This is a genomic window from uncultured Salinibacterium sp., assembly GCF_963974405.1.
Taxonomy (GTDB): domain Bacteria; phylum Actinomycetota; class Actinomycetes; order Actinomycetales; family Microbacteriaceae; genus Rhodoglobus.
In genome coordinates this window covers 1,201,489-1,214,528 of the sequence record NZ_CAXBBH010000001.1, presented here as the reverse complement: position 1 = coordinate 1,214,528, position 13,040 = coordinate 1,201,489, and the positions used below count along the sequence as shown (strand labels likewise).

12 protein-coding genes are annotated in these 13,040 nt (G+C 59.7%); 2 read left to right on the top strand and 10 right to left on the bottom strand.

The genetic code is table 11. The features are described from left to right. Positions 1 to 86 precede the first annotated feature (86 nt). Positions 87 to 620: a CGNR zinc finger domain-containing protein gene (locus AACZ26_RS05995; RefSeq protein ID WP_339620640.1), complete on the top strand. Its 534-nt coding sequence runs from the start codon at positions 87 to 89 to the stop codon at positions 618 to 620. 81 nt (positions 621 to 701) lie between these two features. Here the strand turns inward: AACZ26_RS05995 and gatA are convergent, their stop codons facing one another. The 8 genes from gatA to AACZ26_RS05955 form a co-directional block, all read right to left on the bottom strand. Next, complete coding sequence (gene gatA, locus AACZ26_RS05990; RefSeq protein WP_339620639.1) at positions 702 to 2,207, bottom strand: Asp-tRNA(Asn)/Glu-tRNA(Gln) amidotransferase subunit GatA; 1,506 nt, start codon at positions 2,205 to 2,207, stop codon at positions 702 to 704. A gap of 8 nt (positions 2,208 to 2,215) precedes the next feature. Continuing rightward, entirely contained in the window at positions 2,216 to 2,530 is a 315-nt protein-coding gene (gatC, locus tag AACZ26_RS05985) for an Asp-tRNA(Asn)/Glu-tRNA(Gln) amidotransferase subunit GatC (RefSeq protein ID WP_339619913.1), read from the bottom strand. A gap of 82 nt (positions 2,531 to 2,612) precedes the next feature. Next, positions 2,613 to 3,737, bottom strand: a complete 1,125-nt coding sequence (locus tag AACZ26_RS05980; RefSeq protein WP_339619912.1) for an alpha/beta hydrolase — start codon at positions 3,735 to 3,737, stop codon at positions 2,613 to 2,615. Between the two features lie 349 nt (positions 3,738 to 4,086). Further along, on the bottom strand, positions 4,087 to 6,414 hold the full coding sequence (ligA, locus tag AACZ26_RS05975; protein WP_339619909.1) for an NAD-dependent DNA ligase LigA: 2,328 nt from the start codon (positions 6,412 to 6,414) through the stop codon (positions 4,087 to 4,089). Between the two features lie 59 nt (positions 6,415 to 6,473). After that, the gene (gene mnmA / locus AACZ26_RS05970; protein ID WP_339619907.1) at positions 6,474 to 7,637 is read right to left on the bottom strand and encodes a tRNA 2-thiouridine(34) synthase MnmA; all 1,164 of its coding nucleotides are present in this window, start codon (positions 7,635 to 7,637) and stop codon (positions 6,474 to 6,476) included. A gap of 73 nt (positions 7,638 to 7,710) precedes the next feature. Then, a complete protein-coding gene (locus AACZ26_RS05965; protein WP_339619906.1) occupies positions 7,711 to 7,965 on the bottom strand; it encodes a hypothetical protein in 255 nt (84 codons plus the stop codon). A 56-nt stretch (positions 7,966 to 8,021) separates the two neighbouring features. Beyond that, positions 8,022 to 8,393: a winged helix-turn-helix domain-containing protein gene (locus AACZ26_RS05960; RefSeq protein ID WP_339619904.1), complete on the bottom strand. Its 372-nt coding sequence runs from the start codon at positions 8,391 to 8,393 to the stop codon at positions 8,022 to 8,024. Between the two features lie 69 nt (positions 8,394 to 8,462). After that, positions 8,463 to 9,644, bottom strand: a complete 1,182-nt coding sequence (locus AACZ26_RS05955) for a cysteine desulfurase family protein (protein ID WP_339619903.1) — start codon at positions 9,642 to 9,644, stop codon at positions 8,463 to 8,465. A 116-nt stretch (positions 9,645 to 9,760) separates the two neighbouring features. On the opposite strand from AACZ26_RS05955, the gene ybaK reads away from it, so the two are divergent. Next, complete coding sequence (gene ybaK / locus AACZ26_RS05950; protein ID WP_339619901.1) at positions 9,761 to 10,237, top strand: Cys-tRNA(Pro) deacylase; 477 nt, start codon at positions 9,761 to 9,763, stop codon at positions 10,235 to 10,237. Here ybaK and AACZ26_RS05945 read toward each other — a convergent pair. Further along, complete coding sequence (locus AACZ26_RS05945; RefSeq protein ID WP_339619899.1) at positions 10,234 to 11,187, bottom strand: tetratricopeptide repeat protein; 954 nt, start codon at positions 11,185 to 11,187, stop codon at positions 10,234 to 10,236. The genes ybaK and AACZ26_RS05945 overlap by 4 nt on opposite strands. Beyond that, the gene (locus AACZ26_RS05940) at positions 11,184 to 12,932 is read right to left on the bottom strand and encodes a hypothetical protein (protein ID WP_339619898.1); all 1,749 of its coding nucleotides are present in this window, start codon (positions 12,930 to 12,932) and stop codon (positions 11,184 to 11,186) included. Before AACZ26_RS05940 ends, AACZ26_RS05945 begins: the two co-directional genes overlap by 4 nt. Between the last annotated feature and the right edge of the window lie 108 nt (positions 12,933 to 13,040).

Below are 13,040 nucleotides of genomic sequence, written 5' to 3'. Positions count from 1 at the left end.
CTACTTTGAACGAGATTGACGAGTATTTATGCTGACGCTAGTCTCGAAGCAAATAAGGAGTCAAATTGCATTTTGCCCCTGACACCGTGGAGAGTCTTGAGTTTGCCGTCTTGCTCGGAAATACTCACGAATTGGCAAGCAGAACCGGCTCTGACGAACTCGTGACGGTCAGTGAAGTTCAGGCCCTCATCACCCAGTTTCGCTTCAGCGGAAGAATCGACCGAGACGACGACGAAGTCGCTGAAGTGCGCGACGTGCGCGATCGCATCCGAGGGGTCTGGAAACTGACCCGCGATGATGCCGCCGTCGAGATTAACGCGATGCTCGCCGAAGCAAAAGCACTCCCCTTCTTAGCCAAACATGATGGCTTCGACTGGCACCTTCACGCCAACGACCCTGAAGCACCCCTCGCCGAGCGCATCCAAGCCGAAGTGGGGCTCGCGCTTGTCGACGTCGTGCGCTCCGACGCCATGTGGCGTTTAAGGCGCTGCGAAGCACCCGATTGCGAAGGCCTCATGGCTGATCTCTCCCGCAACGGCTCCCGCCGCTTCTGCAGTATCCGCTGCGGAAACAGAATGAATCAGATCGCCTATCGCGAACGGCAAGCGGCCGACAACTAGCTGCGCCTCGGCAATGTGATCGCTTTAACGCAGTCAACCCGTGCTCTCGATGAACACGGGTTGACTGCGCGATAAAGTTACTTAACCGAGTGCCGGAACCTGGCTCGGAAGAGTGTGACCCCACTGCTGTTCGAGCAAACGCTCGAGCGTCGCACCGAGTTCATACAGTCGCGCGTCGCCGCGCGCCGGAGCCATGATCTGGAAACCTGTCGGCAAGCCGTCTTCAGGAGCTAGCCCCATCGGCAGCCCCATGCCCGGGATACCTGCGAGGTTTGCAGGGATCGTGGTGACGTCATTGAGATACATCGCCATCGGGTCTTCAAGCTTCTCACCGAACTTGAATGCAGTGGTCGGCGCCGACGGAGACACGAGCACGTCAGCCTTCTCGAATGCCGCAGCAAAGTCCCGCTGAATAAGCGTGCGCACCTTCTGAGCACTGCCGTAGTAAGCGTCGTAGTAGCCAGCGCTGAGCGCATACGTGCCGAGGATGATGCGGCGCTTGACCTCGGGACCGAAACCGGCCTCACGGGTCGCTGCCATCACGTCTTCGACGGTACCGCCACCCTCGGGCGTTACGCGAAGGCCAAAGCGGACCGAGTCGAACTTAGCGAGGTTGCTCGAGGCCTCGGCCGGGAGGATGAGGTAGTACGCCTCGACGGCATACTCAAAGTGCGGAGCATCCACTTCAACAATCTCAGCACCGAAATCGGTGAGTAACTGCAGAGCTTCATGGAAGCGTTGCGAAACACCCGCTTGGAAGCCGGGGCTGTCGAGTTGCTTGATGACACCAACGCGAACGCCTTTGAGGCTCTCTGCAGCGGCACCAGCGCGAGCCGCTGCAGCGAACGACGGCCACTGGTCGTTGAGCGAGGTGGAGTCGCGCGGGTCGTGCCCGCCGATGACATCGTGCAACAGCGCTGAATCGAGCACGGTACGCGAGACAGGGCCAACCTGGTCGAGCGACGAAGCGAGCGCAATCGCGCCATATCGCGAGACACCACCGTAAGTGGGCTTTACGCCCACGGAACCTGTGACGGATGCCGGCTGGCGAATCGATCCACCGGTGTCAGAACCGAGGGCAAGCGGAGCTTCGAACGCAGACACTGCCGCAGCCGAACCGCCACCGGAGCCGCCGGGGATACGGTCGAGGTCCCACGGGTTACGAGTCGGACCATAGGCCGAGTGCTCGGTCGACGAACCCATGGCGAACTCATCCATGTTCGTCTTACCGAGCGGAATCAGGCCAGCGGCCCGCAACTTCGCTACCGGAGTTGCGTCGTAGGGCGGAACCCACCCTTCAAGAATCTTGGAGCCCGCGGTCGTGGGCATGTCGATCGTGCAGAGAACATCTTTGATGGCAACGGGAACACCGGCGAGTTCGCCAAGCGACTCCCCTGCTGCGCGACGCTCATCGATGCGCTTCGCGTTGGCTAGGGCATCCGCCGACACGTGCAAGAAGGCGTGAACCCGGTCGTCGACGGCAGCGATGCGGTCGAGGTGCGCTTGAGTTGCCTCAACAGACGAGACTTCGCCCGAGCCCAGCTTGCCGGCCAAATCTGCTGCCGACATTGTCGTGAGGTCGTTCAGTGCCGCCATTACTGTTCTTCTCCCAGAATTGCGCTCACGGCAAAGCGTGAACCGTCGTGCTCGGGCGCTCCAGCAAGCGCCTGTTCGGTCGTGAGGGTGACGCCGGGAACATCCGCACGGAACACGTTGCTCAAAGGAATCGGGTGGCTCGTTGCCGGAACCTCATCGGTTGCGACCTCGCTGACCTTGGCCACGGAATCAACAATCGCGCCAAGCTCACCGGTGAGCTTCTCGATTTCGTCGCGGGTAAGGGCGATGCGGGCAAGCGATGCAAGGTGTGTGACGACCTCAGTAGTGATCGCACCCGAATTGGTGTCAGTCATGGAGCTCCGAAGATGGGAAACAGACAGGGAACTCTTCCAGTGTATTCGGGTTAGCGAGCAGCGATGAGCGACAGGGCAGCCATCAACTCTCGTCGCGCGAGGCGAACGAGATCGCGCGCTCAACTACGGAAGCCTGTTCAGGGATCACGAGGTCGCTGCGTCCAATGCAGAGCAGTGCAAAATTGCGCATCGATTCGGTGCCAGGCGTGAAATATTCGTTATGGCCGATAGAACCCGTGAGCTCTTGCTTCATCACGACGTCAAAGGAACCACTCACCCCCAGTGAGTGCGCACCAAACGATTCGGTGCCGGGATCCGCACCAAAATATGAGCTGTTGGGGATCGGGTCCCAGGCCGCTTCTCCGACGAAGACGTTGCCGTCACGAACGTTCAAATCCTCGACAGAGCCGGCAGGGCTGCCGGGTGAGCCGACCATAGCGAGGGCATCGATCTCGAAATCGTATTCTGACAGCGCCATCATGGCGGCGGTCGTTCCATACGAATGAGCAACGACCGAAATGTAGGGCTGATCTGCGCCACGCTGGGCCTGCAAACCCAGAATTGCATGAGCAAGAGTGTCACGCCCCTGAACAGCGTTATCAATCGCACCCACATTAGTGAGGTTGGGGGTGTCGTAGCCGATCCAAGCCACCGTCGCGACTGTTTCGTTTCGCGTAAACACCGACTGCGAGTCGAAGTGATCGAGCCACATCTGCTGTTCGGAATACAGGGTGGACGCTGCGTCTGCCCAATACGACATTTGGCCTTCGATGGTGAAGAACATTCCGGGGACTAAGAAGCTGACATAGTCGGCATCGCTCAGGTCTCCGAGCACGATGGCGGCGCGCCCTTGCCCTGTCACGTCCAACGTGATGAGCGTTCGTTCTGGGGCCGCCTTATCAAAGACGAGCGATGCTGAAATAGAGGAGAGCATATTGAGCTGTTGCTGAGCAGCCTGCTGAACTGCTCTGCCCGCATCCGAATCTACGACCGCTGACAGTTCGACAATGGTCTCGTCGAGGACAGTGCGATTGCTGATGTCACGGATTGTGTAAGGAACGCCCTCAAGATTGCCCAACAGCTGCGGGCTGGCATTTTCTAACGCCGCTTGACGATCAGTAGCCAAGTCACCCCACCACAGCGCAACTTCTTGAGCTGGAGGCTGCTCGGCCAAAATCTGTTCCACAACACCCGGTCGTGATGCCAAATATTGAGAGATGTTATCGGCGGGGATGCTCGCCAATGAGGTCAAGGCGCGTGCGCTGAAAGTTGCTGTGCCGAGAGAACCAGTCGTGTCGACTACCGGACCGACGAAAGGTGCAGTCGCATCAGTCGCAACAGTCGACTGAAACTGTATTGCAGGCGCGCTAGAGGCCTCGGTGGCGGGTAAGCCTGCGACCGAGGTAGCTAAAACCAGTGCAATTTCGATGAGCAACGTCGGGTGTTCCCCTCAGGAACGTTGACCGCGCACCATCCCCGCGCACGATCACGTTCAGCTAATCCTAAGGGGAAATAACCCCGTTCGGGGGTGAACTGAAGGCAATAGTCAGATTTTATTATGCTTTAAGGGAGTCAGGTCCTTCTGAAAGCAGTCGAGCGAACTGTGCAGAGTCTATGACAGGGATTCCGAGCTGCTCGGCTTTCGTGAGTTTAGAGCCGGCACCGGGGCCTGCGGCCACAAAATCAGTCTTCTTGCTCACACTCGACGCGGCTTTCGCGCCAGCCGCAATGATTGCCTCTTGGGCTCCTTCGCGAGTGAACCCCTCCAGACTTCCTGTAGCGACGATGGTCAGCCCCGCAAGAATTCCTTCGTTCGACTGAGCAGCGCCTGGGCCCGCGTGATCCGGCGTTGACCACTGCACGCCAGCATCTGCCCATCGTTGAACGATTTCTTGATGCCAGTCCACTTCGAACCAGTCGAGTACAGAATCGGCGATGATCTGGCCGACCCCATCAACAGCGGCAAGCTCTTCACGCGTCGCTTCTCGGATTGCGGAAAGGGAGCCAAAGTAATCGGCGAGAGCTCGAGCGGCGACTGGACCCACATGGCGGATGCTCAAACTCACCAATAATCTCCACAGCGGCTTTGACTTAGCTTCCTGCAGGTTAGCGATGAGTTTTATCGCATTGCTCGACGGCACCCAGTCGGGAGTGCCCGCAAACGTGTTGGACTTCGCGTCGTATTCGGGATCGGCATCTTTGCCTGTGGATTTGCGAGCGCGGCGGAAGGGCGTGACGAGGCGTTCAGTGCCGTCGTCGTTCGTGAGAACTTCCCCCGTTTCAGAGTCGCGCACGGCAACAACAATCGGAAAGATGTCTTCGACGGTGAGGTCAAAAAGTCCTGCCTCGTTGACGAGCGGCGGCACTTTGGGTTCTCGTGGTTGAGTTAAAGCACGTGCGATGACCTCACCGAGCACCTCGATATCGAGTCCGCCCCTGCTGCCGGTGTGCTCGATGCGACCCCGCACCTGCGCGGGACAACTGCGCGCGTTGGGGCACCGCAGATCGATGTCGCCCTCCTTCATCGCGCGCAGCGGTGTTCCGCACTCCGGGCAATTCGTCGGCATTACGAAGGCGTATTCAGAACCATCGCGCAGTTCTTCGACAGGACCCAAAATTTCGGGGATCACGTCTCCTGCTTTGCGCAGCACAACAGTGTCGCCGATCAGCACACCCTTGCGCTTGACGACGTCTTGGTTGTGAAGGGTTGCTTGACGCACCACCGACCCAGCAACTAGCGCAGGCTTCATGACGGCATATGGCGTTGCACGGCCCGTGCGCCCCACGCCCACGACGATGTCGAGGAGCTTCGTATTGACCTGCTCTGGCGGGTACTTGTAGGCGATTGCCCACCTCGGCGCACGCGAGGTTGCGCCTAGCTCGTCATGCAGCGCAAGCTCGTCGACCTTGATAACAATGCCATCAATTTCGTGAACAACGCTGTCGCGATTTTCCCCGTAGTACCGAATGAATTCTTCAACCTCGGCCGCTGTTGGCACGACTCGGTAGTAGCTACTGGTCGGGAGCCCCCACTCCGCGAGAACGCCGTAAACCTCGCTCTGGCTGCGGATGGGTTCGCGATCGGGACGCTCGCCATTCCACGCCCCAATGCCGTGCACGAGCATCCGCAACGACGACAACCGACGACGCATATGCGCAAGCTTCTCTTCGCTCTTGCCCTCAGACTTTTGGCGCAACGAACCCGCTGCAGCATTGCGCGGGTTAGCAAAAACTTTCTCACCGATTCGAGATTGCTCAGCGTTCAGTTCACGGAACAGCTCCAGGGGGATGAAGACCTCACCGCGCACCTCAACGATGGGCGGATGCCCCGACCCCGCCAGCCGCTGAGGTATTCCTTGCACACGCAGAATGTTCTCGGTGACGTCTTCGCCAACTCGACCATCTCCCCGCGTCGCGGCACTGACGAGAACCCCGTCAATGTAGCGCAAGTTGATGGCGAGGCCATCGATCTTGAGCTCGCACAGAAAATCAATGTGGCGAGCCGAGTCACGCTGAACCTTTGCTGCCCACTCCGCGAATTCTTCGAGCGAGAACACGTTGTCGAGGCTCAACATGCGCTCGGCATGCTCGACTGGATCAAAAAGAGTAGCCGCTCGACCGCCCACGCGTTGCGTCGGGCTGTCTTGCCCGCGCAGTTCTGGATGCGCCTCTTCTAACTCCTCGAGACGCCGGATGAGCGCGTCGTATTCTGCGTCATCAACGAGTGTTTGATCACGAACGTAATATGCGTCTCGCAGTTCGAGAATGCGCGACGTTAGCTCCTGCACCTCATCCCGCGCTTCGGCGAGATCGGGATCGACAGTCTCGGGAACTTGCTCGTCAGAAGAGTTGGAAGAACCCGAGTTCACAGTGCTATTGGCCACAGGTCAAGTGTAAACAGCAGCACTGACTTATCGGTGTGACAACCGAGAGCGACGATGCTCTAAACGGCGGCAGGAACCGCAGATACGGTGCGCGCAATAGTGCACTGACCGAGCACTCGAGTACCCACATAAATCACCGCGGTCTGACCAGGCGACACACCGTTGAGAGGCTCGTGCGGAGTAACGATTAGCTCGGGGCCAGTCGCATCTCCGACGTTGTCGTCGCCCTCAGTAGCAGGCGCGATGCGAGCAACTGCGGGCATCGGGTCAGAGTGAGCTCGCACCTGCACGTGGCATTCGAAGCTCTCCCCCGGCTCAGAAATGAGGCCGGATGCTTGGGGATCGAGCCCCGCCCACGAAAACTTAGTTCCAGCGACCTGTGACAGCGCCAAAGCTTCTCGTGGACCGACAACGACCTGATTGGTCTTGGGACGAATTTCAAGCACAAAGCGGGGCTTGCCGTCATCCGTGGGGTAGCCAACGTTGAGGCCTTTGCGCTGGCCGATCGTGAAGGCCAACGCGCCCTCGTGCTTGCCAAGCACGTCTCCATTGCGGTCAAGAATCTCGCCCTGCTCAGCACCCACTTTGTCGGCCAGCCAGCCGCGAGTGTTGCCGTCAGGGATGAAGCAAATATCGTGGGAGTCGGGCTTGTTGGCCACCGAGAACCCGCGCTCGGCGGCTTCGGCTCGAATCTCAGCCTTCGACGGCGTTGCACCGAGCGGGAACATGCTGTGCGCAAGCTGCTCGGTAGTCAGCACACCGAGAACGTAAGACTGATCCTTCGCCCACGCTGCAGCGCGATGCAATTCACGGTTGCCGTTCTCATCTTCGACGATGTTGGCGTAGTGTCCGGTCGCAACCGCATCGAACCCCAGCGCAACTGCCTTTTCGAGAAGGGCCGCAAATTTGATGCGCTCATTGCAGCGCATGCAGGGGTTCGGGGTGCGTCCGGCCGAATACTCGGCGATGAAATCATCGACGACATCGAGCTTGAAGCGCTCGGAGAAGTCCCACACGTAGTACGGGATTCCAATGATATTGGCCGCCCTCTGGGCATCCATCGAATCTTCAATCGTGCAGCAACCGCGAGCGCCCGTGCGCAGGGTTCCGGGCTGCCGGCTCAGCGCCAAATGCACCCCAACAACCTCGTGCCCAGCCTCAACGGCGCGCGCGGCAGCTACCGCGGAGTCGACTCCGCCACTCATTGCCGCTAAAACCTTCATCTGACCAGTGTACGAGACACGATGCTGGGCAAGTTCCGGGTGGGCACCTTAAGCCGCCGGGCGCAGCCGAGACCTACTGCGGGATGTCGGTGAGCGTCTTCTCGATGCTCGCGAGTCGCTGCTCCACAACATCCAATCGCTGAAGCAACGCGCGGTTGGCTTCGAGGCTCTGATCGGCGAGCGCACGATAGTCACCACCGGCTTGAGCATCCGCAACGTACTTCGCTGTTTCTGCCTTCTTGTTGATTGAGTTGTGCACGACGCCTGCGATGATGCCCACGACCGCGACGATGCCCAACCAGAACCAGAGGCTGTAAAAGACTTCCATTATTTTCCTTTGTGAGAGTTGCTACTAAACGATTCTTGAGGATGCCGTGGCCGGATTCACGAAGCGTCATCCGCTTGTGGCGCGGCGCTGTCATTCGCACCCGCGCTGTCGCTCGCGGCCGCCTCGTCTTTGGTGGACTGCGCCACCGCGCGAGCAAGCAGTGCTGGGGTAACGGTCACGCGAAACGGTACGACTTCGAAAAGCTTGAGGGCTTTACCGTCATCGCTCAGTTCGTGATGCCCGGCGACGAACCCAGCTTCTTCAAGTTTGGCGAGGTGCATATAGAGAAGGGCCCGAGACATTCCGACGCGGCGAGCGAGCTCACTTACGTGCTGCTGGCCGCTCGACAGTTCAGCCAGAATGCGCATGCGCTGCGGGTTTGCCACGGCGGCCAACCACGCTCCGAGCTCTTCTGAATTCACTGCCATCCCTTTCACCTGTAATAAAAAACTTACAGGTATGGATGTGCTGAGTCAATCCTCCGGCGCGGGTGCGACTTAGCCGCGCCCCAGCACCGTCATCCGGTCGGAGTAGCCAGCGCTGCGCGCCTGCTCGACAGCGCGGGGAAGCGCCGCAACGAACTGCTCCACCTCATCGGTGGTGGTGGACTCCCCCAGCGAGATTCGCAGCGCTCCGCGCGCCGTAGGTTCGTCGAGACCCATCGCCAGCAAAACGTGGCTCGCTTCGGGCACGCCAGCCTGGCAAGCCGAGCCGGTCGAAACGCTGAAGCCCGCAACATCCAACAAGAAGAGCAGCGAGTCACCTTCACAACCAGGGAATGTGAAGTGGGCATTCCCCGGCAAACGATCACTCGGGTCGCCGCGCAAAACAGCTTCGGGAACGGCAGCCTGCACTCCCGCAATGAGCGAATCGCGCAAGATAGTGAGTCGTGCCGCTTGCTCAGCCAAGTCGGCGGTGGCTTCGCGGGCGGCCGCAGCGAAGGCAACCGCGCCGGGCGCATCCATCGTTCCCGAGCGGGCACGCTGCTGGCTACCACCGTGAATCAGCGGAGTGACGGATGCGGAACGCGCGATCACGAGAGCGCCAACGCCAACCGGCCCTCCGATCTTGTGTGCCGAAACGCTGAGCGCGGCGACACCGGCCGCATGAAAATCAATGGGAACGTATCCGAGGGCAGACACGGCATCCACGTGAACCGGTATTCCGTGAGCCGCCGCGAGGGCAGCAATCTCGGTCACCGGCTGCAGGGTGCCCACTTCGTTATTCGCCCAGAGCATGGAGACCAGCGCGACATCGTCGGCGAGCGCAGTGCGCACATACTCGACATCGATGCGACCGAAAGCATCGACAGGAATCCAGTCGAGCTGGGCGCCTTCGTGGGACTGCATCCAGGCAACCGCGTCGATCGTGGCGTGGTGTTCTGCTTGCGCCACGAGCACACGCCGACGCTCGACCGAGCCTGAGTTTCGGGCCCAGTAAAGCCCCTTGAGCGCAAGGTTGATTGCCTCGGTGCCCCCCGAAGTGAAGGTGACCTCGACGGAGTCAGCGCCAACACTCGCCGCGACGGTCTCGCGCGCTTCTTCGAGCATTCGCTTCGCCGCTTGACCCTGCGAATGAATCGACGACGGGTTACCAACAACCGGCAGCGCGGCCGCGAAGGCCTGCACGACGGCCGGGCGCATCGGCGTTGTTGCCGCATGATCGAGATAAATAGTCACCGTAACTCCGCTGCTCTCCCACAGCGTCCGCGCGGATGGCTGTGTTTCATTACTCTAGATCGCATGCACTGCAGCTTCGACCCGGACCTCACTCGCTCCCGCGCGGAGGACCGCTGATGGCGCTCGGAACCCCCGCAACCGTCGCACTCGATTCGCTCGGCATCACGTTCACCACGCACCCGTACGAGCACGACCCCAGCAACCAGGATTACGGCGTCGAGGCGGCCACCGTTCTCGGGATCGCTCCCGAACAGGTCTTCAAAACGCTCATGACAATGGTGGATGACGACATGGTCGTCGCCGTCGTTCCCGTTTCAGGAAAGCTCGACTTCAAAGCGCTCGCCTCCGCCCTCGGCGGGAAGAAAGCGACGATGGCTGACCCCGTGGTCGCGCAACGTCGAACCGGCTACGTGCTGGGCGGCATCAGCCCAATCGGGCAGAAACTCACTCACCGCACCGTGGTCGACGAAACAGTCGAACTCTTCGACACTGTTTTCGTCAGCGGAGGCAAGCGCGGATTCGACATCGAGCTTTCACCCGCTGATCTGCTCCGTGCGACCGACGCTCTGCTCGGTGCAATCGCGCGCGATTAGTAGAGCAGCAGGGTCAGCCGGCGACGAGCATCCGCAACCCGTGGGTCTTCCGCTCCCGCGATCTCAAAGAAGTCAAGCAAGCGTGTGCGAATCGCACTTTTTCCAGCCGCATCAGCAGACGGAAACAATTCAAGGAGTCGATCGAAGGCGTCACCGAGGTGCCCACCAGAAACATCGAGATCGGCAACAGCTAGCTGTGCCTCAACGTCAGTCGGCGCCTGAGCGGCGGTGCTGCGCACCGAGTCAGCAGTGTGACCCTCGAGGCGAGCAAGCAAAGAAACCTGTGCGAGGCCAGCAATTGCCTGCTGATCGCGTGGGTTCTGAGCTATCGCCGACTTGTACGCATCAATTGCTGTCGCAAAATCTCCGGCAGAGATCGCATCGAAAGCTTCTTGGTGCAGGGGCGGGAGCGGCTCTTCAACCGGTTCCGAGGCCTCGCCCTCGGCTGCCTCATCAGCGGCCGGCAGCGTGCCCGTCACCTTGTTTTCGGCAGCGAGTTGCAACACCTGTTCGAGAACTTCCTTAAGATCGTTCTCCGGCATAATTCCGCTGAAGAGCTGCACAGGTCGCCCGCCGATAACAGCTGCGACGGTCGGAACCTCTTGCACTTGGAAGGCCTGCACTAGCTGCGGGTTGCTCGTGGCATCCACAGTCACCAATGCGAAGCGGCCTTTGTACTGCGCGATCGTTGGCTCAAGCGACGGTTCAATTCCTTGGCCAAAGAACTCCACGATGACCGGCACCGTATTGGAGAGCTCGAGCACTTGGGAAAACGAGGCATCATTCGCGTTCGTCGCATAACCGCTCGGCGCACGCTTGTCGCCAGGGGCAGACGCAGCAGCGTCGCCACTCGCGGCAGGGGCCGGGCTGGGCGAATTGTGCTGACGCACGAGAGACGAGAGATCGACAGCTCCGCGAAGACTAGCGGCGTTTAGGGGGGCGTTTGTCATTTCAACTCCGATGCTGCAACAAGTCCTTGGGTGTAACCGAGCAAGACGATTTTCTCGCCACTGCCCGCTGCGGGAACATAAAAGAGTAGCTGATCGCCGTAGGTCGACTTAATACCCTCTTCGGTAATCGAAATTCCCGAAAGCGCCTTAGTCTGACCGCTAAAGGTGACAGCAGATCCCTCTTCCTTAGGCGCCGCAACCTTCGTTTCGTAAAGGTGGACCGCAACAATGGCGCCGGCATCAATCGTTGCCATCGCGATCGGATCAGCAGAGCCTAACTCGTGGCCATACGTCAGCGTTGCGGTGCTCGAGAGTTCAGCCTTTTCCTTCTTCTTGACATCAAGCCCCACGCTCACGCGCAAACTATCTCCTTCAGCTTGAAAGTCGAGGTAGGAATCGCTATCGACATCCTGTTCAAGGATCTCGGCGTAGTCGAGAGCAACCTCAGTAGGCGTCGAGCGCAGAAGACCACTATCTGCGGGCAATCGAGAGGTACCGACGCTGGCGGCCGCGACATCCGGGAACACGATTGAAGGTTCAAGGTTTACGGCGTAACTGACCTTGTAATTATCGCGAGGAGTCTCCTGCTCAAGGAACAGCGCGATCGGGGCAACCGTGGAGTCTGTCTCATCGAGGATGATCGTGAACACCGTTCGGGGCCACGTATCGGTCTGCTGCGGCAGGGTCAGCTGAACCGGGCCGTCAGGAATGGCTACGGGTTGCGCAATCGAGTCATCAGCCTTGCGCATCTTGTAATTGGCCAAGCGGTATTCAAGGGCAGCATCGGAGAATCGCGTCTCGATGAGGTCTGCATCGCGATCCTCATCGGCTTTTTGAGAGACCGCGCTGATTTGCGCAACGATCTTCTCGACCTGCCTCACGGCGACCGCTGGCGAGGTGACAGGGGCCGGGTCCGAGGTCGACGTGGGTGTCGGAGTCGGGGCACTCTGATCAGCAGCAGAATTGGACGTGGAGGTTGCCGTGCATCCGCTCAGGATCAATGCGCTGACGAGGACAGCGGGAACCGCAACGCGAGCGCTCGTTCGGAGTGATACTGCATCGCTCGCTTTCGCAGCACGCTTTGAGGGCTTATAACGAGGCTTCCTCGGAACTTTGGGCATCTTCTGCGGTTTGCGCCGCGGGCCACCAGCACGACGCATGTGATGTACCGCCCACATCAGGAAAATAAGACCAATAAGCAAAGCGGCAGCGCCGCCCACGATGAGCGTTCCAGCCCAGGGCGTGCTGTTGTCGAGCGGCCAGGAAAGCGAAACCGCGTTTGGTGCTGGCTCGATTCCATCGGAGGCGAGAATAAACGAGACATCACTCGGAATCTTCACGGTGAGCGCAAGCTCGTTCTCTGCTTCGTAGCTCTCAAGCCAGAGGTCAGAGTTATAAGGATCAGGAACTTCTTGCTCGCTGCCGGTGACCGTCTCCGTAGCGAGCTCACCTGTCTCGGGGTCAAGTGTGACCATGTTGTAGCTGGCGTCCCCCACCCAGGCCAAGACGTCTGTCGAGCGACCGTAGGCCGCGACAATACGACGCGGGCTTTCAATACGGATCGTCTGGTTTCCCGAGTACGCGTTAAAGGCTTCGCCGCTGATCACAGTGAGTGGTGCTGTGCCGTCGGTCTCAGCCGATACCGAAACAGTATCCGGGGTCGCGAGGATGGTTTGTTGTGCGATGCCGTAGCCGATCAAGACGGCCGCGAGCATGAAGCTCACTATCGCGAGAACGAATCTCACTATCTCTCCTTTCGCGTTGCCCAGGATGAATCACGGTAAGGAAACCCTTGCCACGGTGGCAGAACCTCAGCTGGTCTAGAGGTAGGGCCCCATCCACTCGGGTGGGCA

What these genes read in the sequence shown, in the direction of transcription:
- gatC (WP_339619913.1), bottom strand. Translation starts at nt 2,530, where the DNA reads ATGACTGACACCAATTCGGGTGCGATCACTACTGAGGTCGTCACACAC.
- mnmA (WP_339619907.1), bottom strand. Translation starts at nt 7,637, where the DNA reads ATGAAGGTTTTAGCGGCAATGAGTGGCGGAGTCGACTCCGCGGTAGCT.
- AACZ26_RS05965 (WP_339619906.1), bottom strand. Translation starts at nt 7,965, where the DNA reads ATGGAAGTCTTTTACAGCCTCTGGTTCTGGTTGGGCATCGTCGCGGTC.
- AACZ26_RS05960 (WP_339619904.1), bottom strand. Translation starts at nt 8,393, where the DNA reads ATGGCAGTGAATTCAGAAGAGCTCGGAGCGTGGTTGGCCGCCGTGGCA.
- ybaK (WP_339619901.1), top strand. Translation starts at nt 9,761, where the DNA reads ATGGCGCTCGGAACCCCCGCAACCGTCGCACTCGATTCGCTCGGCATC.
- AACZ26_RS05945 (WP_339619899.1), bottom strand. Translation starts at nt 11,187, where the DNA reads ATGACAAACGCCCCCCTAAACGCCGCTAGTCTTCGCGGAGCTGTCGAT.